This is a genomic window from Acidovorax sp. KKS102, assembly GCF_000302535.1.
In the GTDB taxonomy this organism is placed as follows: domain Bacteria; phylum Pseudomonadota; class Gammaproteobacteria; order Burkholderiales; family Burkholderiaceae_C; genus Acidovorax.
Genome location: NC_018708.1, coordinates 2,118,726 through 2,143,012 on the forward strand (window position 1 = coordinate 2,118,726; position 24,287 = coordinate 2,143,012).

Here is a 24,287-nt window from a genome sequence, read left to right on the forward strand (position 1 = left end):
ATGCTGATCAAGAAACTATCCGGCCTGCCCGCTGCTGCCACCGCCAAGGTGACCACTATGTGGCGCGGGTTCTTCCCGGCGGCCAACAACCTGCGCGGGGAGACTGGCGACCGCCTGGCCAGCGACGACGCGATGCGCCGCATGTACCGCACCATGTGGCTGGACACCGACCGGCGCGCCATGGTGCAGACCATCCGCGAGATGGACCGCAAGGATGGCCGGGTGAAGGAGATTCACCGGCGCCTGGCGCGGGACTGCATACGGGGCGGGCTGGTGCTGCAGGTGAACGAGAAGGGCAGCAGCGAAACCCTCAAGCGCGAGTGGCGCGCGCTGCAAGGGCGCCTGCAGCTGGAGATGGCGGACAAGCTCAAGAGCGATGCGCGCGGGCTGGTGATGGAAGGCAACCTGCCGCTGCAGCTGGTGCTGAACGAGCGCCAGGATGTGGTGGCCGCCATCCGCATGCCCAGCGACACCATCCAGCCGATCACCGACATGGGCGGGCGGTTCAAGAACCCGGCCGCCGCGTGGGAGCAGCGCGACGTGATGACCGGCGCCACGCTGGCGACCTGGGCCGCCTGGCAGATGACGGTGGCGCGGCTGGACCCGGACAACTTTGATGACCTGGGCAGCATGGGCCGGCCGTTTCTGGATGCCTGCGCCCACGTGTGGCGCAAGCTGACGATGACCGAGGAGGACCTGGTGCTGCGCCGCCGGATGCGTGCGCCACTGCGCATGGCCCACGTGCTGGAAGGCGCCGATGACGACGCCCTGGCGAAGTACCGCCAGCAGGTGGAAGGGGAGCAGGGCTCCATCACCACCGACTACTACCTGAACCGCAAGGGCAGCGTGTCTGCCGTGCAGGGTGACACCACGCTGGGCGATATCGGCGATGTGGTGCACCTGCTGGACACGTTCTATGCCGGGAGCCCTGCGCCCAAGGGTCTGTTTGGCTACACCGATGGCATGGCGCGCGACATTCTTGAAGACCTCAAGCGCACCTACTACGACGAGGTGGACGGGCTGCAGGACAGCATGGCTGCGTGCTACGCGGTGGCGTTCCGCATCCACCTGCTTTTCAAAGGGATTGACCCCGGGGTGGACGAATTCACGCTGCGATTTGCCCAGCGCCGCACCGAGACGCCGAACCAGGTGGCGGACCTGGCCCTGAAGTACATGGCGCTGGGACTGCCCGATGACATGGTGTTTGCGGACATGGGGCTGGACCCGGACTACGTGCGCGCCAAGCGCACCGAGCAGGCGCAGCGCAACGACCCGTATCCGCCAGCGGCGCAAGGCGCTGGCCGTGGCCAGGGCGGCATGCCGCGTGTGAGCGTGACGCCGGGCAATGCGCCGAAGGGGGAAAGCGCCACGGCGGTGAGCCAGGCAGGGGGCAATGGCGGCAAGGGCCGCTCTTAAATCAGGAGCAATGAACCATGAACAAGATGCACATTGGCGTGAAGCTCATCAACGCCGAGCCCATGACGCGGGCCGAATACAACACCTACCGAGGTTGGACGCTTCCCGCCGACGAGAACGGCGCCGATGAGGGCTTTCTTGTCGAGTATCTGGACGGTGGCAAGGCCAACATGCCAGACCGTGCGGGGTACGTGAGCTGGTCCCCATCCGACGTGTTCAAGGCAGCCTATCGGCCTTGCCTGAGCATGACATTCGGGCTGGCCATTGAGGCGATGAAGATGGGTAAGCGTGTGGCCCGCGCGGGGTGGAATGGCAAGGGAATGTGGCTGGGGCTGGTCCAAGGCTATGAGTACAACCCAGACGACGGACGCGCCACGGTGTACGCCCTCGGATGCCAGAAGCTGCCATGGATCGGCATGAAAACCGCCGATGGTTGCTTTGTGCCCTGGCTGGCCAGCCAGACCGACATGCTCGCCGAAGACTGGGCTGTGGTGGACTGACGTGCGCCAGGCCGCAGCCATCCGCCGCGCGAGCCGTCAGGCCCGCTATGCCATGCAGGAACTCGACCGCCGCGGCGTCGAGGATCTGCTGGTGCTGTATGGGCGTGCGGCCGAGGAGGTGCGAGGGCGCATCGCGGCGGCGGTGGACGCGCAGGAGGAGGTGCCCGCGCACCGGCTGCGTGAGCTGCTGGCGCAGATCGAGGCGGTGATCGACGGCCTGGCCGAGCGGCGCACTGCCATGGTGAGCCAGGCCATCGACCGCGCGGCCGAGCTGGGCGTGCGGCCCTACACCGCGCAGGGTGTGGGGGCTGTGGGTGGCCAGCAGGCGGTGCTGGAGAGCAGCGCGGCCATGCGCGTGCACCAGGCTGCGGTGCGGTTTGTGCGGGACTTCACGCTGGCAGACGGGCTCACGCTGTCGGACCGGCTGTGGCGCCTGGACCGGGGCGCCAAGGAGGCGTTGACCCGCGCCATTGGCCAGGCCGTGGTGATGGGGCAGAGCGCGGGCCGTGCGGCCCAGGACTTCATGCTCCAAGGGGACAAGGTGCCCGGTGACCTGGTGGCGCGCATTGCCGCAGGCAAGGCGGGGGCGCTGGCCCGGGTGGCGGACACGCTGACCGACCGCAACACGGGCGCATTCGCCCAGGTGGAGCGGGTGTTCCGCACCGAGATCAACCGCGCGCATGGCGAGGCCTACATGGCAGCGGGGGAGGGCACGCCGGGCTTTGCGGGCTGGCGGTTTCTGCTGAGCCCGGCGCACCCGGCGCCCGACATTTGCGACCTGCTGGCCGCGCAGAACCTGCATGGGCTGGGCCAGGGCGTGTACCCGGACCGCGAGCGCTGCCCGTGGCCCGCGCACCCCAACACGCTGAGCTTTGTGGTGATGGTGTTCGAGGATGAGGTTAGCGACGCCGACCGCGCTGGCCGCGAAACCGCCCTGCAGGCGCTGCAGCGGCTGGCGCCGGAGATCCGCGAGGGAGCGCTGGGCAAGACGAAGGCGACGTACTTTGACCAGGGCCTGCTGCGCACCGGGATGATCCGCGCACCGCTGCGTGCGGTGTCTGCCCGTTTGGAGCGGCAGGGCTTGATAGACAAGCGCGAGCAGCTATGAATTTTGATGAACTCTTGGAGCAGTACAAGGCCAACCCGCGCCGGGAGAGTGCTGCCCTGGTGCTGAACGATGGCGCGCTGCTGAAGTATTGCGTGGTGTTCAAGCAGGTGAAGCCACGCCGCCTGGCGGACTGGCCCGAGGAGGCGACCTGGAAGGCGCTGTGGGACTGCGTGCTGGTGGACGTGGATGCGATTGCCACGCTGGCCGATGACGTGCCTGCGGTGGCGATGCGCAATATCGAGCGCATTAAGGGGTTGCGGCTTGTTTACCCCGATGGAACGATTCAACCCATGGTTGAAAAGATTATTGCGAAGCGAATTACTGATGCGTTGTCGTAGCCCTTCGGCTGCGGCGCATAACGGCCTGTAGGTCGGGAAAGGAGGTGATATTTATGGCAACACGTCTGGTACGTGGCAAGGCTGCAGCCAAGAAGGGCGGCAAGTCTGCAAGCGGCAAGAAGGCCGCGCGTGGCGGTGGTGGTCGTGCCGTTTCGCGGCGCGCTGCGACGGCATCCCGCGCCCGTGCTTCGGGCTCCTAAATAGTTCCCGGAGGATAATTAGAATACCCGTGCATTTTGCATGGGTATTCTTTTATCAATATCAAAAAATGATGTTATAGTTAATCCCGTCGAGTTAATCGATTCCCGCACCTCGGGGGTTTGCAGAGGTCATTACTGGAGATTGAATATGCGTTTAAGCATGCTGCGCACGATTGAAGCCGTGCGCCCCTTTATTCCCAAAATGCAGATGCTGACCATGGCCGCAGGCCTGCGCGGCGAAGAGCGTGCGTTCTTTCGTCAGGCATTCCGCGACCTGGAGGCCACCATTGCCGCCATGCCGGTGACCTATGAGCAGAGCGAGCTGGGCGACCAGGCCGTGGTGCACCTGCATTACTTCATGGGTGGTGCGGACTGGTGGATCACCGAGAAGGACAAGGACGGGGGCACCCCGCAGGCTTTCGGGCTGGTGGATATGGGGCACGGGCCTGAGCTGGGCTATATCAGCATCGATGAGCTGGTGAGCGTGCGGGGAATGAATGTGGATCTGCACTGGAAGCCCATCACCCTGGCCGAACTGAAGGCGAAGCGGTACGCCCACAAGCCCACGCCCCAGCCTGAGCGCCAACGGTACAGCGTGGAAATGGTGCTGGAACCTGAACTGATCGCGGCGACGAAGCCCGCGAACGGCGTGTATCACTGACAGTGCCAGTGCATGCCCACCCGGTGGGCATGCGCGGGAACTGTCCCGATGGACGCATGGGCCCTACAGGGGGGGCATGCGGGGCATAAGCTGGCTTGACCGCCAGCCATCGCCGGGTGTCTTTGAGGTTCTGCGGCCCGCCAACAAACTTTGAGAACGTCAAGAGCCTGTGAACGGGGCATGCCGCCCCAGCCCGCGCCTCGGGGATATGCAGAGGCCTATGGAGAGCGAACGATGATCAACCTGAAATCCCTTGAAAAACTGGCCCGGCCGTCCAACGTGCCGGCCGCAGCCCGCTGCATCGTGTTTGACGGCCAGACGGCCGTTGCGGTGGCGAATGCGCTGGAGACCGCCCCCTGGTGGGCGGGGGTCCCCTATGCGCAGGCTGGGGTGTCCCGCCCGGTGGCTGTGCCCATGGAGGCCATGAAGTCGCACCAGCTGCGAAGCCGCCACCTGCTGGTGGACGATGCGGGCCTGCACAACGGCGCTGGCCTGCGCACCGAATGGGCTGCTGACCATGCTTGCGCGGGGGCCGCTGCCCTGCTGCCTGGCATGCCTGCCGGTGAGCCGGTGGCGCAGTGCGAGATAGATCTGGATGTGCTGGACCGCGTGGCGATCGCGGCGGCTGTGCAGGACATTCGCTACTACCTCAAGGGCGTGTTGCTGGACTTTGATGCGGGGGCGCTGGTGGGCACGGATGGTGCGCGGCTGCACTGCCATCGCGGCGGTGTGCCCGTGGTGGAGGGCGCTGGCCAGGTCACGGTGCCAGTGGACGCGGTGAAGTGGCTACTGCACAGCGTGGACGAAGTGGCGCAGGTGACGGTGTGGCGCATGGCCAATGGCCGCGCCCAGGTGCTGCTGCGCACCAGCGATGCCTTTGTGTTCGCTCACGGGCTGGAGGGGCGCTACCCCGAGTGGCAGCGGGTGGTGCCCGCGCTGGGCACCTGCGGCGCACGGTTCCGGGTCGATCCGTCGGCACTGGCTGGCGCGGTGGAGTCCATGGGCAAGCTGCACCGGCTGGAGAGCGGTGGCAAGCGGGGTGTCGTGTCGCTGGATGTGGTGGCTGGGCGCGTGCATGCTGGTGGTGGCGACAGCTTCCACGCGGTGGATGTGACTGCCGACACGGGGCATGGAGAGGCGTTCCCGCTCTACGTCACAGCCGATTACCTGCAGGACGCTGCCGACTGCGTGGGAGTGGGGGCACGGTGGGCCATGCCGAAGCCCGGGAAAGTGGGGCCCGCAGGGCCTTTGCTGGTGGTCGATGGCAGTTTTGCCGCCGTGGTGATGCCGCACCGCCAGCCCCAGGAGGCCGATAAGCCCGCAGCCCAGGCCGCCCCGGAGGAGGCCCCCGCAGCCCAGGCCGCCCCGGAGGAGGCCCCCGCAGCCCAGGCCGCCCCGGAGGAGGCCCCCGCAGCCCAGGCCGCCCCGGAGGAGGCCCCCCAGCCCGAGCCGTGCCCCGCTGCTGTGGATGCTGTGGCCGCCCAGCTGGTGGCCCGGACTGTGGCCGGGGCTGTGAGCCCGAAAAAGGCCCGCCGGGGCCGTGCAAGCCGCAAGGCTGAGCCCGTGGAGGCTTGAAGCTGCAGGGGGCACCGGGTGCCCCCTGCAGTATCATGAATTGATATGGCAAACCGGAAATTTGACAATGCGCTGCGCCTGCTGGCCGCGCTGGACCGCCTGCCCCAGTCGGGGCCGCAGCTCACGGCTGTGTTGGGCGTGAGCCTGCCCACGGTGGCCCGCATGGTGGCCGAGCTGCGCGAGATGGGTTGTCAGATTGACGCGGTGCGCGAAGGGCATTCGGACTGGAGCTACCACCTGCGGGACTGGGGTGTGTTCGACCCTGCGCGGGTGCGTAGCTACTTCAACGGTAAGGGGGAATCGTGACGGCAAACCCAGTGTGCGATGTGGTACGAGCAGCCACCAACCACGACAAGGCCCTGCTGTCGTTCTCCTGCGGGAAAGACAGTTGGGCGGCCTGGCTGAGCGCGCGGGACCACTTCGACTTCACGCCGTATTACCTGTACCTGGTGCCAGGGCTGGAGTTTGTGGAGGAGTACCTGCAGTACGCCGAGAAGGTGCTGGGCAAGCGTATCGTGCGCCTGCCGCACCCATCTTTCTATCGGTGGATGAACCAGGCCATCTTTCAGGTGCCGGAGCGGCTGCGCATCATTGAGGCGGTGGGCTGGCCGGACTACGACTATGACGACATGCGGGGGGCTGTGATCGAGGATTGCGGCTTGCCGGATGACGTGTGGACCGCCACGGGTGTGCGGGCGGCGGACAGCCCGATGCGGCGCGCGTCCCTCATCAAGAACCAGGGGGTGAACGCCAAGCGGCGGTACTTCTACCCCTGCTGGGACTGGAAGAAGGACAAGCTGCTGGAGGAGCTGGTGCGCGCGGGCATCAAGCTGCCCATTGACTACAAGGTGTTCGGGCGGTCGTTTGACGGCCTGGACTTGCGCTTTCTGGTGAAGATCAGAGAGCACTTTCCACGGGACTATCGGACCATTCTGGACTGGTTCCCGCTGGTGGACATGGAGATTGCACGTTATGAGTTCGCCCAAAGAACCGGCACCGCTCGACTCGCTGGACAGCGGCAGCGGGCTTGATGCGCTGGAGGCCCTGGAAGGCCTCGATGGCCTGGATGACGGCGGCGACTTGGACGCGCTGGCCGGGCTGGACGGCACCCAAGAAGTGGATGACCCCATCGGGGACATCGACTACGAGAACCTGAGCAACGAAGAGGCCACGAACCAGGAGATCAGCGCCACGCTGGCCGCGTTCAAGGCGCGGGCCCAGGCAGAGCAGGACCGGTTTGCGCTGGTGACCGACAGCGAGTATTGGGTGGCCGCGTGCTTTCAGACGCGGGAACAGAAGGACGCCTTTCTGGCGGGGCTCAAGCTGCTGCAGCACGGGGACAAGTACCTCGACGGGCGGCTGCTGGCCCAGCGCATGGGCATTGAGCTGCCGCCGGCGGCAGTGCCCTACAACACCAGTGCGAAGGTGGATGCGAAGTTTGCGGCGTTGGTGAAGGATCTGTGATGGCGATGGACTTGGCCAACCCCTACGGCGACGGTAACCACCACCGCATGAGCTGGCGGCGGGCGTGGGATGTGAGTGTGGACGGGCTGACAGCCACGCACAGGGGCACCGGTTTTGTAGTGGCCTTTGAGCCCAGCACGGAAGGCGGGTACACCGCACGCATCGGCTGTGACTTGCCACCCTTTGGGCCTGACAGCGACCTGGCCATGGCGCAGATGTTTGGGCTACGCCAGCTGCTCAAAGACGGCTGGGAGATTTTTCACACGGTGGCGCGAAAGAGCAGGACATAGGCATGACCGAGAACAACCCTTATGCGCAGCTGCGAGCGCTGATCGAGGCATTGAAGGATCAGGGCTATGTGGCCGACCTGTACCCGGAGCGGGGGCCTTACACCTGGGGATGGTCGAATGAGCGCCTGGGTCTGCGTTCCACCACATTAGGGTACGAGCGTGTCACCAGTGAAATGCTGGCGTGGAGGCAGTGCGTGGAACACTGCTTAAAGTCGGGAACATTGCCGGATTCGCTGCTTCCTAAAACGTAGCGCGCCCACGTTATTGCGCGTGGCTTTCACGCCGTTTTACCCCCTTTTTCTGCACCGATGAATCTTTGAAGATGCCTATCGCGGACAACTCCGCGAAGAGGCATCATGAAGCGTTCCATCATTGCACTTGCAGCCCTGGCCGTGTCGGCCGCAGCGGCTTGCAATGCCCCGGCTGCGGGGCGCCACATTCGCCTGGGTCGTGAGACGGGCGCCCCGGACCGGGTGCGTTTCCTGTCGCAGAGCATCCAGCTCTCGGACGGTGCAAAGACCTCGTGGATCACGCTGACCCGTGTCGGGCAGTTCAACGATCCACGGTACGGCGACTTCGAGATCACCCACGCCATGCTGGCGCAGATGGTGGCCAACTTCGACAACCGCGTGCTGGGCCAGGACGTGTTTATCGACGTGGCGCACAAGCCTGATGACGGCTCTGCGGCCAAGGTGCTGCGCCTCTCCGTGGAGGACGGGCGCCTGCGCGCACTGGTGGAGTGGACGCCCTACGGCGTGCAGGCCATCAAGGAGCGCGGGTTTACCTACCTGAGCGCGGAGTACCACGAAGCGTGGGCCGACAACGAAAAGAAGCAGCAGCACGGCTGCGTGCTGCTGGGTGCGGGCCTGACCAACCGGCCCGTGATCAGCCGCCTGGACGGCATTGACCCAAAGCAGCTTTCCCAAGACGACAACGACCACGACGCCCCGGCGCGCGTGGCGATCTCCCCCCAACTTCTCAAAGAACTGCAGGAGCAGGAAATGAACTATCTCGACCAACTGAAGGCGAAGTACAAGGCCATGGGCCTGTCGGACGATGTGGCCACGAAGCTGCTGGCCGAGGCCAAGAAGCAGTTCGATGCCGTGGCATCTGACGCGGTGAAGAGCCTGGCCCTTGTGGACACCTGGGCTGTCGCTGGCCAAGGTGTGGTGGACCAGCTTAAGGCGCTGGGCACGGGCAACCCCCAGCAGGGCCACCCGCAGAACGTGACGATCACGCTGGCGACGCCTGCCGTGGACGTGAACGAGGCGGTGAAGCTGGCGCTCAAGGCCTCCGACGATGCGAAGGCATTGGCGCAGACCACGCTGGCCACGAAGGTCAAGCTGCTGTCGGACACCATCAAGGCCGGGCACCCTGAGCTGGACGATGACGGCCTGAAGGCGCTGGTGGACAAGGCCGCGCCGATGGTGACGGCCGAATCGACCGACGAGCAGGTGAAGGGCCTGGCGCAGATGCAGGTGGACCATGTGAAGCAGCTGAGCGCGCAGGCCAAGCTGCAGGGCCTGGGCTATGCGGTGCACATCCAGGGTAACCCGCAGATCACGGTGGACAGCAGCAACACCATCAAGGCGCTGCAGCAGACCATTGACAAGCGCCTGGGCTATGAAGGCATGGCCGAGTCGCGCCGCTTTGAGAAGACCGGCGGCAAGCTGCTGGCTGCGAACAAGGAATTTGCCGAGAAGGCGCTGGCCCAGTTCGACGCGGCCAACGGTGAACGCCTGCACGCTGAGCACAAGATGCTGGCTGGCGGTACCGGCTCGATCAGCGATGTGAAGGTGCCTGTGGTGGCTGAGCGCACGGTGCTGCGCGAGGCGCTTTACAACCTGACCAGCCTGGGCTTTGTGAACGTGGGAACGGCACCGTTTGCCAACGTGATGACCATTCCATACAGCTACCGCGACACCTCTGCGGCTGGTGTGGGCGCGCTGCGCCGCTATGAGGGCCAGGGCATCCGCCGTGCCGGTGTGATCCAGACGCAGGAAGAGGCCCGCCCCATCCCGCAGAAGCTGGCCTACCTGATCAGCAGCGAACTGCGTTTGCTGATGAGCGCATCTCCCATCGACTTCGACCCGATGGCGGAGAACATCCGCAACATCGTGCGGATCGTGGGCGAGGACACCGAGGCGATCAACTTCAATGAGCTGGTTTTCAGCGCTGACGAAGTGGGTGCAGTGGCGTTCAATGACACCTTGACGGCGCAGTGCAACGGCACCAACAGCGTGTTCGTAACCTCTGCCTTCCCGGTGGTGCGCCCGCGCCAGGCTTACGACCTGCAGGGCAATGCCGTGGGCTCGCCCACCAACCCGCTGGTGGTGACCTATGACGGCGCAGCGCGTGCGCAGTACGCATTGCCTGCGGATGGCTCCGCACTGCCAGCAGGCATCTACTACATCATGGACTGGAACCTGGGCGAGCTGCGCCTGGTGAACCAGGACGGAGTGCTGCAGGTGCCCGCCAACGGCAAGGTGCTGACCGTGCAGGGCTACCGCAGCACGAACCGCGCGGTGTTCAACACCGACGCGGTGGGCGGTGAGAACATCCGCGACCGCTACGACCGCCTGCTGATCGAGATTGGCAACCGCAAGGTGGTGATCGAGAACGACCGCTACTACAGCGCGAACTTTGCCCTGATGAGCGGGGCGCTGGACAACGCGCTGACGCAGGCTGAGAGCTTCCGCGCCAACAGCTCGCGGGTGGCGACGGGTCTGGCCGCTGATGGCAGTTTGGGCTTCACCAAGGGCATCCCGACGTTCAACCCCACGGCGCCAGGCCTGGTGATGGGGGACAACCGGATCATCGTGGGCGAACGGGGCAACACCCGGTTCCGCATGGTGAAGGCGTTCTCGATGAACGAGCCGCAGCCCGCGCGCAATGCGGCTGGTCTGTTCACGGACCAGCAAGAAGGGTACGGCACGCAGTTCATCGTGAGCCACACCCCCACGCAGCTGAAGAACAGCCTGACCTCGATCATCGTCTACAGCGCCACCGGGCGCGTGGCGCGGGCAGCCTAACTCCATAACCCTCCCGAGAAGACGCTGAGAAGTCCCCCGGCTGCGGCCGGGGGCCAGCAGAACCCGGTACCGGAGAACACCCATGCCCACCAAGCACATCGAGAACACCACCGACGCCCCGATCTACGTGGGCGGCAAGATGATCCAGCCCGGCACGGGGCGCGATATCGACGTGGCGCTGCTGCCGCCTGAGTTTCAGGACCAGACCGCCGCCGCCGCGCCCGCTGAGCCGACGCTGGCTGACCTGATTGAGGCGCTGCGCGCCAAGTCGGTGAAAGACATCCTTACCGAAGTGCCCGGCCTCACGCAGGAGGCATTGGGCCTGCTGCTGGAAGCCGAACGGGCGCAGGCCAAGCCGCGCACCAGCCTGATCGCTGGCATTGATGCTGAGATGCTGGGCCGCGCGGATGCCAAGCTGAAGGCCGAGGAGGAGGCGCTGTACCTGAACCAGCTGCTGGACTTGACGCCTGACCAGCTGGCCGCGATCAACGAGAAGATCAGCGCCCTGACGCCCGAGCAGCTGCGCAGCCTGACGGCTGAGCAGCGTGCACGCATGAAGCCCGAGCTGCTGGCCGCTCTGTCGGCCGAGCAACTGGCGGCCCTTGAGCCCACGGGCGAGTAAGGCGGGGCGCTTGCATGTCCATGCTGCTGTCCGCGCTGGTGGCCGACCTCAAGGCGTCGCTGAGCGATGCTGCCGCGCAGTTTCGCGCGGCGGATGACGGCGACTTCAAGCGCTTGCTGGGCGTGGCCCTGGCCGACATGCAGGCCAAGCGGCCCATCACCAAGCCGGGAGAGGTGGGGCTGTTTGCCCTCCAGGCCCGGTATGCGGTGCAAGCGCAGGACTTTGCGGCCCTCAAGACCCACATGTGGGCGGACCCTGCGAACACGCCCAAGCCGTGGGAGCCGAGTTACCCCGGCCTGGTGCCCCGCGTAGCTGCGGCCTGGGATGGTGTGGCCTGGTGGCTGGAGTTTTCGCCAGCGCCCACGATGCTGCAAATCACCGTGTGGGGTGACACGTTCCGGTTCTGGTATTTCGCCCGGCACCTGCTGAGCGAGACGCCGGACGCAACCACCATCAACCCTGCCGACCGTGGCCTGCTGCTGCTGCGTGCCCAAGCCGAGGCCATGCGCGAGCTGGCCATGCGCAATGTGGTGAAGCCCCAGCAGATGCGGGATGGCTACACCAGCATGCCGCGCAACGGCACACCTGCCGCGCTGTTCGAGTCGCTGTTGGCCGAGTTCAAGGGGGTGCGTTGACCATGGCCACCACGAACATCCGCGAAGTCACGATTGCCATGCGGGCAGAGGGGGAGGGCTTGCTCAGCTCGCTGGCCGACGAGCTGGCGCGCCTGGCGCAAGAGGCGGTCAACTTCATGCGCCGCGCCGCGCCCAAGTGGCGCAGCACGCTGACCAACTCGATCCGGGCCGACCGGGTTTCTGGCTATGAGTGGGACATTGGCCCGGGTGTGGCCTATGGGCCTGCGGTGGAAGAGGGGCGCGGCCCCGGCAAGGGCTTGCCGCGCTGGAACGACCCGGCTGCTGCCGACATCGTGGCATGGCTGACCACCAAGGTATTTGCAGGGCGCCGCCGTGCGCGCCGCACCAGCATGAACGCCGTGCGCGAGAACCTGGAGCTGCGCGACCGCTACCAAGGGCTGGCCTGGCACGTGCGGCACAAGGGCATCAAGGCCCACCCGTTTGCTGCGCCCACGCTGGCCATGATGGAACGGACCTTCCCCGCCCGGCTTGAGCTGGCGGCCCGCCGCTACCTGGCCAGCGCGCAGCCCCCCGGAGGTGCCGCGTGATGGGCCTGAACACGTTTGACCAGGCGCTGGCGGGGATTGAGGCCAGCATGCAGGCGGCCATGCCGCACCGCGTGGTGCAGCGCAGCCTGGTGATTGACCCGATGAACCACGACCCCGCCGACCTGGCCAAGGGCGTGATCTGCCTGGTTTCGGGTGGCGGTGGGCAGTTTGCCAACTACCGGGGGCGCGAGGGGCAGCTGGGCCACGCCAAGCTGGGTGTGGTGGCGTTTGTGAAGGTGCCCGAGGACTCCGACCCTGTGGCCGTGGAGACGGCTGAGCTGGCGGTGCTGGCGGATGTGCTGGCCTGGGTGAAGAACCCCGGCATGCCGCGCCCGTTTGACAGCGCCTTGCCCAAGGAGTTTCGGCAAAGCGGGCAGATGGATCACCCCTGGGGGTGGATCGTGATCGAGCTGGACGTGCGGCCCTGACAACTTTGAGAGGAAAAGCTATGGCAACCCAACCCAAGAAAACCGATGCCGTCGTAACGACTGGCGAAGAGCGCAAGCCTATGCCCGTACCAGAGGGCGGATGGCCCGCTGATGAGTTCACCGGCCAGGCGGGCAGCTTTGAGCGCGACCCGTTCACCGGCAAGCGCCGCCGGGTGGAAGAACCCACCCAACCGGCCAAGCCCCAGGCCCCACGCAATGCGGCCTGACTTGGCCACCAGCTGACCCCTTCAACTCCAAGGAACGATCATGAGCATGAACATGAGCAACATGGTGCTGCTTGCTATGAAGCAGACCGCCAAGGGCACGCCAGCCGCACCTGTGCCTGGTACGAACGCCATCTTGTGCCGGGGGCTCACGCCCCAGCCCATCAAAGGCAAGTTTGTAGAGCGCAACTTGGTGCGAGGCTCCAAAGGCAACCAGGGCGCGCTGTTTACCAGCGAGCACCGGGTGTTTGACTTTGAGGTGGAGCTGGCGGGCTCTGGCGCCGCGGGCACCGCGCCCAAGTTTGCGCCACTGCTGCTGGGCTGCGACATGAGCCAAACCCTCACGCCCGCGACCAGCGCTGTGTATCAGCCCCATGGTGATGAGGGCGACTACATCACGCTGTTTGTCTACATGGACGGCGTGCTCTTCAAGATGACCGACGCCAAGGGATCGGTGAGCTTTTCGCTGAATGCGGAAGAGATCCCGGTGATGAAGTTCAACTACATCGGCAAGTATCACCCGGTGGAGGATGCACTGTTCCCGACGGGCATTGCGTTCACGGGCTTCCAGCAGCCGCTCACGGTGGGCGACAGCAACACTGTGACTTTCACGATTGAAGGGCTGGACCTGGTAACCAAGTCTTTCAGCATTGACCTGGCCAACCAGGTGAGCTGGCGCAATTGGATCAACCAGGCCGGTGTGCGCAGCCCCGACCGCAAGCCCACGGCCAGTGCCATGTTTGAGATGACCGATGTGGCCACCAAGGACTGGGCCGGTGATGTGGTGGCCGGCACGTTGATGCCGCTGCAAATCGTGCACGGCGTCACGCCCGGAAACATCGTGACCATCGAGGCGCCCAAGCTGCAGTTCAACCAGGAGCCGTCGCTGAACGACGACGACAAGACGGCCATGCTGAGCGCCAACTTTGCCGTGATGCCTGACGCGGGCAATGACGAGCTGGTGTTGACGTTCACCTGATAGGGGCGCCTGCGCCTGATTCTGTACCCCCACCCATTTTTTTAACCATCGAGAGATCACCATGGCAGTCAAGTTCAAGAAGAGCGATGTTTTCAAGGTCGAAGTGACGTTTGCGGAGCCCAACGATGCGGGCGGCTTTGACGACAGCACGTTTGTTGCGCACTTCAAGCGCGTGTCTCACTCCGAGTTCAAGGTGTTGCGCGCCAAAGAAGACATTGAGGTGGCGCGCTCGCAGCTGGTGGGCTGGGACATGGTGGACGAAGAAACAAAGCAGGCGGTGCCCTATTCGGACGCTGCGCGCGACGGTTTGCTTGAGATGTCGGCGGCACCGTACGCCATTGCACTGGCCTTCTTTCGGGCCAGCCGCGGAGAGAAGGCAAAAAACTTGTAGAGGCCGCGCGCGCCTGGGCGGGCGTGGGCGTGGCCCGCACGCGGTCTGCCGTGGTGGTGGACAGCGCGCTGGAGGCGGGCATGCGCCGTATGGGCGCCACCGATGCCGATGTGGCGCGCATCCGCCTGGAGCGTGGCACCGCCCTGGCGCACGACCCCAACGTGTGCGAGGTGTGGCCTGAAAACTGGGAGGTGCTGCAGTTCTTTTTGCGGGCGCAGACGCAGTGGCTGTATGCCGGTGGTGGCATGGGCCCAGCGTTTCGGGTGGCTATGAACTACCCCGGCGTGGAGTCTGTGGCTCGCATCCACGGTGTGCCGTTTGAACAGTTGCAGGCCTGGGACGAGGATTTGCGCGTGATCGAGCTGGCCGTGTTGCAGGCCGATAGCGAGTTGGCGGCCAAGCGCCGCAACAAATAGGGGCTGTGATGAGCGTGAGCGGGAAACTGGTGCTGGCGATCAAGATGCTGCTGGAGTCCCAGCAGTACAAGGCCGAGCTGAACCAGGCAGTTTCTGACACGCAGGCCGCTGCAGCCAAGGTGGAGGGCACCACCAAGGGCATCCACGAAGCGGTGCAGTCTGCCGTGCAGGGCCAGTCGGCCGTGGTGCGGGGTGCTGCTGGTGCCCTGGTGTCCATGGGTGCAGTGGCGGGCACTGCCGTGGTGGCGGCTGCGGCCGTGGGCCTGGCCTACCACGAGGCGGGCAAGGAAACGAAGGCCTATGAGAAGGCCATCATCAGCACCGGCAACGCCGCAGGGGTGACGGCTGGCCAGCTGGCCGACATGGCACGCGGCATTGACAGCGTGGCGGGTACACAGGCCACCGCAGCGGCAGCGCTGGCCACCATGACGGCAACCGGCCAGGTGGCGCGCGAGAACCTGCAGAAGGTGAGCCTTGCGGCTGTGGAGATGGAGCGGGCCACGGGCCAATCCATCACCGATACAGCCAAGATTTTTGAGAGCCTGGGCGATGCCCCCGTGAAGGCCAGTGCGCGCCTGAACGAGTCGATGAACTACCTCACGGCGGGTACTTATGCCCAGATCAAGGCCGCAGATGAGTTAGGGGACAAGGAAACCGCAGCATCGATTGCACAGAATGCTGCCGCTGATGCCCTGCGGGAGCGGGCTGCGAGGATGGAGCAGCACCTGGGAACGCTGGAGCGCGCGTGGCGTGGGGTGCGCGACTTTGCCAAGGAGGCATGGGATGCCATGCTCAACGTGGGAAGGGAGCAGACCAGCGGGGAGAAGCTGGAGACGGTGCGCAAGCGCATCGCTGATCTTGAGAACAAGATCGCAGCCAGTGGAGGGTTTGGGGAAACTGCTGGTGGCGCCGCCACAGGCAGGCCCAATGGCACGGCCCGGATGCAGGCGGAGCTGCAAGGGTTGCAAGCTCAGGCGGCTGCTCTGGCTGGCGCGGCCTATCAGGCCAGCGAATCTGCCAATGCTGAGCGTGAACGTGCGGCAGCGGTCAAGGCCTCGATTGCTCTGTCAGACGAGGCCGGTAAGCGTGATTCCGAGCTTGAGAAGACCCGCAAGGCGGTGGCGCAGGCTACCCAGCAGTACACCACGGCGATCAAGAACGAGGGGCTGACCCAGCAAGAGCGCGCGCAGATTGAGGCCAACTATCTGAAGGTTGTCTCTGACCTGACCAAGGTCAAGGAGAAGAGCGCAGCTGCGAGAAAAGTAGGGCAGACGGAGGAAGAGCGCGAAGCGGCCACCATTGCGAACCTTGCCGGGTTGACTGGCGACTACCAGCAAAAGCTGAAGGAGCTGCAAAGCGCCAGGGCCAAGGGCAATATCTCCGAGGAGTACTACCTGGAGCTGGTGGAGGCGTTGATTGCCAAGCAGCCCATGGCCAAGCAGCTGATGGACGCGCAGACCAAGGCTACGACCGCTGCCGATAAGGCCACCCTGGAGCTGGCCAAGGCACGGGACAAGGCGCTGGTGGCACAGGGCAAGGAGCTGGAGAAGGCCCAGGCCGCACTGGTGCTGCAGGATGAGCAGAACGCGCGCTTAGGCTTGTCGAAGGAAGCCGTTGCCGAGCTGGATGCCGCCAAGCTGGAGATGCTGGCCACGGATCTGGAAGTGCAGGCATCGAACGCGCTTTTCTTGAACCAGGACGGAGCGTTGTACGAAGTCCTGATCAAGCAGGCCAATGCCTGGCGCGAGGTGGCCCGCGCCAAGCGTGAAGGGGGCGCTAAGCAAGCCGGGATCGACGCCGCCAAGGAAGCCGAGAAGGAGGCCAAGAAGGCGTCGGACGAGTGGGAGCGGGCGGGTGAGCGCATTGAACAGAGCCTGACCGATTCGCTGATGCGGGGCTTTGAGAGTGGCAAGACCGCTGCACAGAACCTGCGCGACACCGTGAAGAACATGTTCAAGACGCTGGTGCTGCGGCCTGCGTTCAGCCTGGCCATGTCGCCCGTTTCGGCGGGGGTGCAGTACCTTATGAACGGCGGTGCGCCGTCGTCGGGTGGCGGTGGCGGGCTGATGGGCGGCATCCAGACTGCCAGCAACCTCAACACCCTGTGGGGTGCTGGTAGCCAGGCGCTGTATGGCGCATCGGCAGGAGCGTCTGCCGCCTCGCTGGGGTATGCCAACCTGGTAGGAATGGCTGGGGGCGATGCCATTGGTGCGCTGGCCACGGCCAACGGCATGTGGGCAAGCGTGGCTACGGGGGCGCAGGCGGCTGCACAGTCGGCCATTGCGGCCAACCTTGCCGTTGAGGCTGGCACGGCGGCTGCGCTGCCTGCTGGCACGCTGGCAACTGCTACAGGCGGGGGGGCGACTGCAGGCGGCGGGATCATGGGCGCGCTCAACTCCATCCCCGGCTGGGGCTGGGCACTGGCGGGCGTGGCCCTGCTGGGCACCATGCTGAGCAAAAAGCAAACCCTGCACTCTGGTGCTGGCGCCATCTACAGCGCCGACCAGGGCCTGCAGGAGGGCGCGGGCATCTACAACCAGAGCACGTTCAAGATGGGCGACGTGCGGGAGTACAACAAGGACGGCCAGGCCCTGGCCAGCGGCATCGCTGCGGGCCTGGGCTCCACGCTGGACGGTATCGCCAAGGCCTTCGGCCAAAAGGCTGGCTTTGAAGTGGCCACCGCCTTTGCCGACGACACGAGCAAGGATGGCGCTTGGGGCGCACTGCGCATCAGCCAGGGCGGCAAGGACTTGCTGAACTGGCAGGACACCCGCACCAGCCGTTGGGCACCCAAGGAGTTTGCCGACGGCGCAGAGGGCCAGGCCCAGTATCTGGCCGCCATTGCGAACGACACCCGCAAGGTGCTGCTGGACATGGACCTGCCCGGCTGGGCAGACACCATGCTCAACCGGCTGGGCGAGCTGTCCAACATGGATCAGTTGTCTGCTGCCGTGGCGCAGATCGCCCAGGCACAAGCGGCGTTTGAGGCCTTCGGGCAGTACATGCCCACATTTGCGGGCCTTGCCGACTCGGCCATCAGCAAGCTGGTGGACGCATCTGGCGGCGTGCAGGCGCTCGCGGGCAACATGGCCACGTTTGTGGAGCTGTACACCAGCGACGCAGAAAAGCTCGCAGTGAGTACCGAGGCCGTGCGTGTAGCCCTGGCCAAGCTGGGCATGGACATGCCCGCCACCCGCGAAGAATATGCCGCGCAGGTAAAGGCCAACATCGCCTTGGGCGATGCCGGGGCAAAAACCGTGGCCGGGCTGCTGGCCGTAGCGGGCGCGTTTGCCAGTGCCACACAGGCGGCAGAAGAAGCCGCCCAGGCAGAGCGAGAGCGTGCATCGGCCCTGCGCGGCGCATTTGCGGCCCTGGCCGACAGCCTGGCCGACATGCGCGGCGGGGTGGCCGCTGCTGACGCCCGCGTGGCGGCGGTGCGCATGGACATTTGGGCTGGCTATGCCGACGCCCAGCAAAAGGTCATCGACCTGGAGATGCAGGCCGCAGACGCCACGCGCGGGTTTGCGCAGTCGCTGCGCGGCTTCGTGTCTGACCTGGCCACTGGCCCGAACGGTGGCATGGGGCTGGACGCCCGCTACCAAATGCTGCAGCAGCGGTTTGCCGAGACTGCAGCCCGTGCCGGTGCTGGCGACCAGGGCGCGCGCGATGCGCTCACCGGCGTTGCCAGCGCCTACCTGGACGTGGCGCGTGCCAATGCCCGCAGCGGTGTCGAATACGCCCGCGACGCCGCCCGCGTCACAGCGCAGCTCAACAAGCTGGCCAGCGCTGCAGAGGCAGACCCGTTGGTGCAAAAGTACGACGCCCAGACGCTCACGCTGCAGCAGCAGATTGCCGACGCGCAGATCGATGTCGTCAAGCACCTGGCGCTGATGGAAGTGGCTGGCGTCAGCACCGACCTGGGCATCCAGACGGTGGACAAGACGCTGCAGGCCCTGCGCGACGAGTACGTGGCGGCCACGCAAGAGCAGGCAGCGGCCAATTTGAAGTTGGACGTGGCCCTGGCCGCGCTCGATGCGCTGGGGTTGACGGAAGAGCTGGTCAAGGCCGTCGCCGCAAACCAGACCAACAGCCTGAGCGTGGCGCTGGGCATCAGCGACGAAGCCCTGAGCAGCATCACCGGCGCCCTGGGTCTCACGCCCGAGAACGTGGCCGACCTCGGCCAGCAGTTTGCTGTCGAGGTGGCCCTGCTGGTGGGTCAGGCTGCAACGGATCTGGCCGCCGCGCTGGACGGCGCACTGGCCTACGACCCGGCCCAGTTCGATGCGCTGCGCACTATCGTCGGTTACGACTCGGAATCGCCCGACTTTGCGGCCCTGCACACCATCCTGGGCTTTGACCTGCAGAGCGACAAGTTCCGCGCGCTGGGCACCGTGCTGGGCATGGCGCCAGAGGCATCCGCGCAGGTGGATGCGCTGCTGGGCGGCATTGGCTTTGCACCGGCTGCGGTGGGGCAGCTCGATCTGATTGCGGGCGGGCTGGGCATCTCTGATGCGCTGGTGGAGACCATCAAGCGCGTCGCTGCGGGCGTAGGCTTTACAGAAAGCGCAGCCGCCCAGGCGGCGCAGCTCACGGCGGGCCTGGCCTTTGCCGATGTGGCACGCGAGCAGATCGCGCTGATCGCTGCAGGCGTCTCGCTCACCGACGCCGCAGGCGCACAGGTGGACGGCCTCAACGCGGGCGTGGGCTGGTCGGCAGACGTGGCCGCGCAGGTGCAAGGCTTGTTGGGTGGAGTGTCTCTGGCAGCGGCGGCATCAGACCAGGTCAACGGCCTGCTGGCAGGCCTGACCCTGAGCGCGGGTGCATCGGCCCAGGTGGACGGCCTGCTGGCAGGCTTACAGCTGGCCGCTGCAGACCGCGTGACCGTGCAGCAGCTGCTGGGCGGCATTGGCTTTGATGCTGACACCGTTACTGCGCTACAGGACGGGCTGGGCCTGCGTGCGGGCCTGCTGCCCACGCTGGGCACGGCGCTGGGCTTGTCGGCCGAGGCGGCCAAGGCCATCGGCGTGCTGTCGGGCATGGGCACCATCGACCAGACCGTGAGCAACGCCTATGCGTCCATCGGGCGCGTGGGTATTGGCAGCGCCCCCAACCAGATAGACCAGCAGGGCTGGGACTTCTGGCGCGGGCAACTGGCCTCGGGTGCCTTGTCGCTGGCTGGGTTTGAGCAGGCGTTCTTGGAGTCTGCCGCTGCCACCGTGCGTGAGCAGCCGGGCAGTGCGCTGTCGGACTACGTCAGCCCTTACCTCAAAAAGCTGGGCCTGCCTGGCTTTGCGGTGGGCACCAGCGCTGTGCCGTTTGACATGGTGGCCCAGATCCACCAGGGCGAGGAAATCACACCGCGCCCCTATGTGGACGCGCAAGCCGCCGACCGCCGCGAGGCCAACCGGCTGTTGGCGCAGCTGGTGGAGAAGAGTCAACAAATCAAAGAAGAGCTGGCACTCATCAAAGGCACCAACCGGACCACCGCTGATGGCATCACCGGCATCGTCAACCAAGCAGTGACCTTGCTCATGGAGACCGCTAAAAAATGAGAGTCATCGTTCCCGTCAAACCAGCCGCGCGGCTGTTGACCAGCACTGTGGCCGAGCCCGACGCGGGCTGGCCCGCTTACAGCTCGATGGCCAACTATGTCGATGGCGCCCGCGTTACCAGCGGGGGCCAAACGTACCAGTCGCGCCAGATCAACAACCAGGGCAACCCCTTGCCCGTGGCGCCCGCCATTTCCACCGAGTGGTGGGACGTGGTGACAGAGACGCCCTACGTGCCCGGCACCACTTATGGGCTCGGCGCACGGGTGGTCAGCACTACATCCCACCGCATCTATGAGAGTCTGCAGTTGGGCAACACGGGTAATCCGCTGCCGGTGCCGCCCATCGACCGCACGGACTGGTGGCTGGAAGTGGGTGCTACCAACCGCCACGCCTGTCTGGATGAGCTGCGCAGCACGCAGACCATTGCCGCGTCGCCACTGGTGCTCCAGATCCGGCCGGGCCAGCGCATCAACTCCATCGGCGTCACGGGCATGGAGTCTGATGACCTGCGCATCCAGATGCACACAGGCGCGGGCGTGCTGGTCTACGACAAGGCCTTCGACCTGCGCCGCCGCGTGGTGCGCGATGCGTATGAGTACGCCTTCAAGCCGTTCAATTTGCAGCCATCGGTTGTGCAGTTTGACCTGCCGCCGTTCAGTGACGCGGTAATCACGCTCACCCTCACGCGGTCCACAGGGATCGTCAAGCTGGGGGCAGTGGACGTGGGCAACTATGTGTACATGGGCGAGCTCCAGGAGGGGGCGGAGAACGATGCGTTGAACTTCAGCGTGATCGAGCGCGACCCGTTTGCAAAAGCCACGCTGCGGCCGCGCCGCTCGCTGCCTATCACCACGCAGGTGTGCGAAATCCCCAAGCGCTTTGTGAACGACCTGCTTGACGCTCGTGAGCGGCTTAACGCAGTGGCTGCCGTGTGGTCCGGGCTGGACGATGCGGGGGCGGATGACTGGTTTGAGGCGTTCCTGATTCGCGGTATTTACAAGCGGTTCTCTATCAATACCGATCACAGCGCCACAGAAGCGCTGGTAACTCTCAACCTGGAAGAAACCTGATGACCATCCCATACTTCAGCGTGGTTCCGTCCTCGACCCGGCCCACTGTCTTCGCGCCAGAAATGGATCAGCTCCTTGCCGAGCTGAACCCATGGGTTGCCGCCGTCAATGCGTTTGGTTCAGCCTTCGCATTGGGTGTCACATCCACCAGCACCACCAGCCTGGCCTTCGGCACTGGCGCCAGGACCCTGACGGTTCAGCCTGGCAAGGGGTATGCGTCTGGCCAAGACCTCGTGATCTCCAACGCGGCCGCGCCGACCGAGCGAATGATCGGCACGGTGACGGCGTATGACTCGGCGACGGGCGCTCTGTCGATGTTGATCTACTCCAACACCGGCAGCGGCAGCAACTCGAACTGGGTGGTCACGCTGACCCTGGCCATCGACACCAGCCAGTTCGTGCTGCCCAACACTCCGCAGGCGTTTACCAACAAGACGATCAACCTGGCCAACAACACGCTGGTCGCCACGTCTGCACAGCTGGCGGCGGCGATCACAGACGAGACTGGCACTGGCGCGCTGCTGTTTGCCAACAGTCCGGCCATGACCGGCACGCCCACGGCCCCCACGGCAGCGCCGGGCACCAACACCACGCAGCTGGCCACCACGGCCTTCACGCAGGCCGCTATCGCTGCGCTGGTGGCATCGTCGCCTGCCGCCCTGGACACGCTCAACGAACTGGCCGCAGCGCTGGGCAACGATGCCAACTTTGCAACCACCGTCACCAACGCCCTGGCCCTGAAAGCAGCGCTGGCGAGCCCAGCGTTTACCGGCACGCCCACGGCGCCTACGGCACCCAGTGCCACCGACACCACACAGTTGGCCACCACCGCGTTTGTGCAGAGCCTGGCCGCAGGCCGTCGCCGCATGACGGCCCAGGGGGCGGTGGGGGCCAACAAGGTAGTGGTGCTTAACAGCAATGGCAGCGTCAGCACCGTGGGTTACGCCATGAACCCTGGCGCGCTCGGGCCCGAAGAGACGCCCACCATCAGCGGCAACTTTGTGCAGATCCTCAACGTGCCCGGCACGAACAAGGTGGTGCTGCTGACCACCACCCACCTGCATGTGGGCACCGTGGACGGCGGCACCGGCACGACCACCTGGGGCGCAGGCACCGCGCTGCCCACGGGCTCGCTCAATCGCATCTGCTGGCACCCGGTGGAGAACGTGGTGTGCATGACGTTCTACAACGCCTCGGCGGTGTACCTGCAGCTGGGCACGATCTCGGGCAGCACCATCAGCTTGGGCACGGCGCAAAGCCTGGGTACGGCGACATCGTCTACTGGCATCCGGTACGACCTTTGCCACAACGCCCACCAGAACAAGATCGTGGTGGTGTTCTGTGTGACTAGCACGGCGACGCAGGCCGTCGCCGTGCAGGTGGCCGGGGGGGTGATGACGGCTGGCTCGCCGCTGACCATCAGCGCAGGGTCTGGTACGTCCGCAAACCAGCACTTTGCCATTGCATCCATGCCCGGCGCGCCCGAGGTCGTGGTGGTGTACAACACATCGGCATCCAGCCGGGGCATCCGCGCGCTCACGGTCAACGCCACCGCGCTGACTGCCCGCACCGAGGTGACCACCGCGCTATCAGGTGCGCAGGGTACGGCCTGGATGGAATACTCCCCCGTGGCGGGCCGCTTTGTGCTGGTGGCGCTGACGCAGACTGGCACCACTTCCTGCCAGCTCATCACGCTGACCGGCACCACGGCATCTGCAGGCGCCTTGCTACCGCTGGCCACGGCGTGGAGCGGCGGCACGGTGGACACCGCCCAGCAGCCCTTTGCGTACGACATCGGCAAGGGCGAGCTGGTGTTCTTTGGGCTGGAGGCCACGACCAACTACGCCCGCACGGCATCGGCCACGGTGTCGGGGGCCGCGCTGGTGTTTGGCAGCACCACCTACATCAACACCAGCACCAGCAGCGTGCTGGCCCTGGGCTACAACAGCTCAGAGGACAAGGTGGTGTTTGCTTACGTTGACGCGGGCAACAGCAACGCCAAGACCACCCGCGTGTACGACACCGGCGACAGCGTGACCAACGCCAACAACTGGATCGGTATCACCGCCGCAGCGATTGCTGACGGGGCGCAGGGCCTTGTCATCACAAAGGGCGGCGTGGCATCGGGCCTGAGCGGCCTGACCACGGGGTACACGTACTACATCGACGACCTGGGCGATCTGCAGCAAACCGGCTCGCGCCGCGCGGGCGTGGCCTTGTCGGCCACCGAACTCTTTCTGACGGGGAACATGTAATGCAGGCCATCACCGAAAAATCGACAGGCCGGGTAGTGTTTGCGCTGCCCGACGACGCCGCTGTGCGCATCACCGACGCGGGCCTGGTGGGCTCCATCCGCGCACCCGGCGTGACGCCCGAGGCCTACGACCACCTGCAGGGCCTGCCGCCCAATGCCGACTACGTGCCGGGCCACTGGTGCGTGGTGGACGGCGCCTGGCAGGTGCTCGATGCCGAGGCCTGGGCGCAGTTTGTGGCAGAGCGGGAGGCGCAGGCCGCAGAGGCTGCAGCAAGCCAGGCCCGTGAAGCCTTCAAGCTGGCCCGCGCAGAGGCCGTGGCCCGCATCACTGTGACGACGCAGGCGGGCAACACCTTTGACGGCGATGAGACCAGTCAGTCGCGCATGGCGCGGGCCATCCTGGCGCTGCAGGCCACCGGCACGCCATCGGTCAACTGGGTGCTGGCCGACAACACCGTGATCGATGCCACCGCCGCAGAACTGGCCGAGGCCCTGGCGCTGGCGGGGGCGCGGCAAGCTGAGTTGTGGGTGGCCGAAGAGCAGGGGGGCGTACATGCCACCACCTGATGCATACAAAGGGCCAG

25 protein-coding genes are annotated in these 24,287 nt (G+C 65.6%); all 25 read left to right on the plus strand.

Annotation, left to right across the window (positions count from 1 at the left end; genetic code table 11):
• Complete coding sequence (locus C380_RS09680; protein ID WP_015013671.1) at positions 1-1,416, plus strand: hypothetical protein; 1,416 nt, start codon at positions 1-3, stop codon at positions 1,414-1,416.
• Positions 1,417-1,433: 17 nt separating this feature from the next.
• Complete coding sequence (locus C380_RS09685) at positions 1,434-1,916, plus strand: DUF2829 domain-containing protein (RefSeq protein WP_015013672.1); 483 nt, start codon at positions 1,434-1,436, stop codon at positions 1,914-1,916.
• A gap of 1 nt (position 1,917) precedes the next feature.
• Positions 1,918-3,024, plus strand: a complete 1,107-nt coding sequence (locus C380_RS09690; RefSeq protein WP_015013673.1) for a hypothetical protein — start codon at positions 1,918-1,920, stop codon at positions 3,022-3,024.
• The gene (locus C380_RS09695; protein WP_015013674.1) at positions 3,021-3,362 is read left to right on the plus strand and encodes a hypothetical protein; all 342 of its coding nucleotides are present in this window, start codon (positions 3,021-3,023) and stop codon (positions 3,360-3,362) included. Before C380_RS09690 ends, C380_RS09695 begins: the two co-directional genes overlap by 4 nt.
• Positions 3,363-3,415: 53 nt before the next feature.
• A complete protein-coding gene (locus tag C380_RS25280; RefSeq protein ID WP_168162355.1) occupies positions 3,416-3,562 on the plus strand; it encodes a hypothetical protein in 147 nt (48 codons plus the stop codon).
• Positions 3,563-3,710: 148 nt separating this feature from the next.
• A complete protein-coding gene (locus tag C380_RS23980; RefSeq protein WP_015013675.1) occupies positions 3,711-4,223 on the plus strand; it encodes a DUF2958 domain-containing protein in 513 nt (170 codons plus the stop codon).
• A gap of 234 nt (positions 4,224-4,457) precedes the next feature.
• On the plus strand, positions 4,458-5,798 hold the full coding sequence (locus C380_RS25730; protein WP_015013676.1) for a DNA polymerase III subunit beta: 1,341 nt from the start codon (positions 4,458-4,460) through the stop codon (positions 5,796-5,798).
• A gap of 45 nt (positions 5,799-5,843) precedes the next feature.
• The gene (locus tag C380_RS09710) at positions 5,844-6,104 is read left to right on the plus strand and encodes an HTH domain-containing protein (RefSeq protein WP_015013677.1); all 261 of its coding nucleotides are present in this window, start codon (positions 5,844-5,846) and stop codon (positions 6,102-6,104) included.
• Positions 6,101-6,829, plus strand: coding sequence for a phosphoadenosine phosphosulfate reductase (locus tag C380_RS09715; RefSeq protein WP_015013678.1), 729 nt, complete (start codon positions 6,101-6,103; stop codon positions 6,827-6,829). Before C380_RS09710 ends, C380_RS09715 begins: the two co-directional genes overlap by 4 nt.
• Complete coding sequence (locus C380_RS23990; RefSeq protein WP_015013679.1) at positions 6,771-7,262, plus strand: hypothetical protein; 492 nt, start codon at positions 6,771-6,773, stop codon at positions 7,260-7,262. Before C380_RS09715 ends, C380_RS23990 begins: the two co-directional genes overlap by 59 nt.
• Positions 7,262-7,552, plus strand: coding sequence for a hypothetical protein (locus C380_RS09725; protein WP_015013680.1), 291 nt, complete (start codon positions 7,262-7,264; stop codon positions 7,550-7,552). The genes C380_RS23990 and C380_RS09725 overlap by 1 nt, the downstream gene beginning before the upstream one ends.
• Before the next feature lie 2 nt (positions 7,553-7,554).
• Complete coding sequence (locus C380_RS09730; protein WP_015013681.1) at positions 7,555-7,803, plus strand: hypothetical protein; 249 nt, start codon at positions 7,555-7,557, stop codon at positions 7,801-7,803.
• Positions 7,804-7,908: 105 nt separating this feature from the next.
• A complete protein-coding gene (locus C380_RS09735; protein ID WP_015013682.1) occupies positions 7,909-10,584 on the plus strand; it encodes a phage protease in 2,676 nt (891 codons plus the stop codon).
• A gap of 82 nt (positions 10,585-10,666) precedes the next feature.
• Positions 10,667-11,206, plus strand: a complete 540-nt coding sequence (locus C380_RS09740) for a hypothetical protein (protein ID WP_015013683.1) — start codon at positions 10,667-10,669, stop codon at positions 11,204-11,206.
• A 14-nt stretch (positions 11,207-11,220) separates the two neighbouring features.
• Complete coding sequence (locus C380_RS09745; protein WP_015013684.1) at positions 11,221-11,841, plus strand: hypothetical protein; 621 nt, start codon at positions 11,221-11,223, stop codon at positions 11,839-11,841.
• A 2-nt stretch (positions 11,842-11,843) separates the two neighbouring features.
• Positions 11,844-12,389 (plus strand): hypothetical protein, encoded by a 546-nt coding sequence (locus C380_RS09750; RefSeq protein ID WP_015013685.1) that lies wholly within the window; start codon positions 11,844-11,846, stop codon positions 12,387-12,389.
• Positions 12,389-12,817, plus strand: coding sequence for a hypothetical protein (locus C380_RS09755; RefSeq protein WP_015013686.1), 429 nt, complete (start codon positions 12,389-12,391; stop codon positions 12,815-12,817). The genes C380_RS09750 and C380_RS09755 overlap by 1 nt, the downstream gene beginning before the upstream one ends.
• 20 nt (positions 12,818-12,837) lie before the next feature.
• Entirely contained in the window at positions 12,838-13,044 is a 207-nt protein-coding gene (locus C380_RS09760; protein WP_015013687.1) for a hypothetical protein, read from the plus strand.
• A 40-nt stretch (positions 13,045-13,084) separates the two neighbouring features.
• Entirely contained in the window at positions 13,085-14,020 is a 936-nt protein-coding gene (locus C380_RS09765; protein WP_015013688.1) for a hypothetical protein, read from the plus strand.
• A gap of 61 nt (positions 14,021-14,081) precedes the next feature.
• A complete protein-coding gene (locus tag C380_RS09770) occupies positions 14,082-14,411 on the plus strand; it encodes a hypothetical protein (RefSeq protein ID WP_015013689.1) in 330 nt (109 codons plus the stop codon).
• A 29-nt stretch (positions 14,412-14,440) separates the two neighbouring features.
• Entirely contained in the window at positions 14,441-14,827 is a 387-nt protein-coding gene (locus C380_RS09775) for a DUF1799 domain-containing protein (protein ID WP_148279937.1), read from the plus strand.
• Positions 14,828-14,835: 8 nt separating this feature from the next.
• A complete protein-coding gene (locus tag C380_RS23995; protein WP_015013691.1) occupies positions 14,836-20,379 on the plus strand; it encodes a phage tail length tape measure family protein in 5,544 nt (1,847 codons plus the stop codon).
• Positions 20,376-21,449: a hypothetical protein gene (locus tag C380_RS09785; RefSeq protein WP_015013692.1), complete on the plus strand. Its 1,074-nt coding sequence runs from the start codon at positions 20,376-20,378 to the stop codon at positions 21,447-21,449. The genes C380_RS23995 and C380_RS09785 overlap by 4 nt, the downstream gene beginning before the upstream one ends.
• Entirely contained in the window at positions 21,449-23,704 is a 2,256-nt protein-coding gene (locus C380_RS09790) for a hypothetical protein (protein ID WP_015013693.1), read from the plus strand. The genes C380_RS09785 and C380_RS09790 overlap by 1 nt, the downstream gene beginning before the upstream one ends.
• A complete protein-coding gene (locus C380_RS24000) occupies positions 23,704-24,270 on the plus strand; it encodes a DUF4376 domain-containing protein (RefSeq protein ID WP_015013694.1) in 567 nt (188 codons plus the stop codon). The genes C380_RS09790 and C380_RS24000 overlap by 1 nt, the downstream gene beginning before the upstream one ends.
• Positions 24,271-24,287 lie beyond the last annotated feature (17 nt).

Excerpts from the sequence above, each read along its gene's own strand:
- C380_RS09680 (WP_015013671.1), top strand. The coding sequence starts at position 1 with ATGCTGATCAAGAAACTATCCGGCCTGCCCGCTGCTGCCACCGCCAAG.
- C380_RS09685 (WP_015013672.1), top strand. The coding sequence starts at position 1,434 with ATGAACAAGATGCACATTGGCGTGAAGCTCATCAACGCCGAGCCCATG.
- C380_RS09695 (WP_015013674.1), top strand. The coding sequence starts at position 3,021 with ATGAATTTTGATGAACTCTTGGAGCAGTACAAGGCCAACCCGCGCCGG.
- C380_RS25280 (WP_168162355.1), top strand. The coding sequence starts at position 3,416 with ATGGCAACACGTCTGGTACGTGGCAAGGCTGCAGCCAAGAAGGGCGGC.
- C380_RS23980 (WP_015013675.1), top strand. The coding sequence starts at position 3,711 with ATGCGTTTAAGCATGCTGCGCACGATTGAAGCCGTGCGCCCCTTTATT.
- C380_RS25730 (WP_015013676.1), top strand. The coding sequence starts at position 4,458 with ATGATCAACCTGAAATCCCTTGAAAAACTGGCCCGGCCGTCCAACGTG.
- C380_RS09710 (WP_015013677.1), top strand. The coding sequence starts at position 5,844 with ATGGCAAACCGGAAATTTGACAATGCGCTGCGCCTGCTGGCCGCGCTG.
- C380_RS23990 (WP_015013679.1), top strand. The coding sequence starts at position 6,771 with ATGAGTTCGCCCAAAGAACCGGCACCGCTCGACTCGCTGGACAGCGGC.
- C380_RS09725 (WP_015013680.1), top strand. The coding sequence starts at position 7,262 with ATGGCGATGGACTTGGCCAACCCCTACGGCGACGGTAACCACCACCGC.
- C380_RS09730 (WP_015013681.1), top strand. The coding sequence starts at position 7,555 with ATGACCGAGAACAACCCTTATGCGCAGCTGCGAGCGCTGATCGAGGCA.
- C380_RS09735 (WP_015013682.1), top strand. The coding sequence starts at position 7,909 with ATGAAGCGTTCCATCATTGCACTTGCAGCCCTGGCCGTGTCGGCCGCA.
- C380_RS09740 (WP_015013683.1), top strand. The coding sequence starts at position 10,667 with ATGCCCACCAAGCACATCGAGAACACCACCGACGCCCCGATCTACGTG.
- C380_RS09745 (WP_015013684.1), top strand. The coding sequence starts at position 11,221 with ATGTCCATGCTGCTGTCCGCGCTGGTGGCCGACCTCAAGGCGTCGCTG.
- C380_RS09750 (WP_015013685.1), top strand. The coding sequence starts at position 11,844 with ATGGCCACCACGAACATCCGCGAAGTCACGATTGCCATGCGGGCAGAG.
- C380_RS09755 (WP_015013686.1), top strand. The coding sequence starts at position 12,389 with ATGGGCCTGAACACGTTTGACCAGGCGCTGGCGGGGATTGAGGCCAGC.
- C380_RS09760 (WP_015013687.1), top strand. The coding sequence starts at position 12,838 with ATGGCAACCCAACCCAAGAAAACCGATGCCGTCGTAACGACTGGCGAA.
- C380_RS09765 (WP_015013688.1), top strand. The coding sequence starts at position 13,085 with ATGAGCATGAACATGAGCAACATGGTGCTGCTTGCTATGAAGCAGACC.
- C380_RS09770 (WP_015013689.1), top strand. The coding sequence starts at position 14,082 with ATGGCAGTCAAGTTCAAGAAGAGCGATGTTTTCAAGGTCGAAGTGACG.
- C380_RS23995 (WP_015013691.1), top strand. The coding sequence starts at position 14,836 with ATGAGCGTGAGCGGGAAACTGGTGCTGGCGATCAAGATGCTGCTGGAG.
- C380_RS09785 (WP_015013692.1), top strand. The coding sequence starts at position 20,376 with ATGAGAGTCATCGTTCCCGTCAAACCAGCCGCGCGGCTGTTGACCAGC.
- C380_RS09790 (WP_015013693.1), top strand. The coding sequence starts at position 21,449 with ATGACCATCCCATACTTCAGCGTGGTTCCGTCCTCGACCCGGCCCACT.
- C380_RS24000 (WP_015013694.1), top strand. The coding sequence starts at position 23,704 with ATGCAGGCCATCACCGAAAAATCGACAGGCCGGGTAGTGTTTGCGCTG.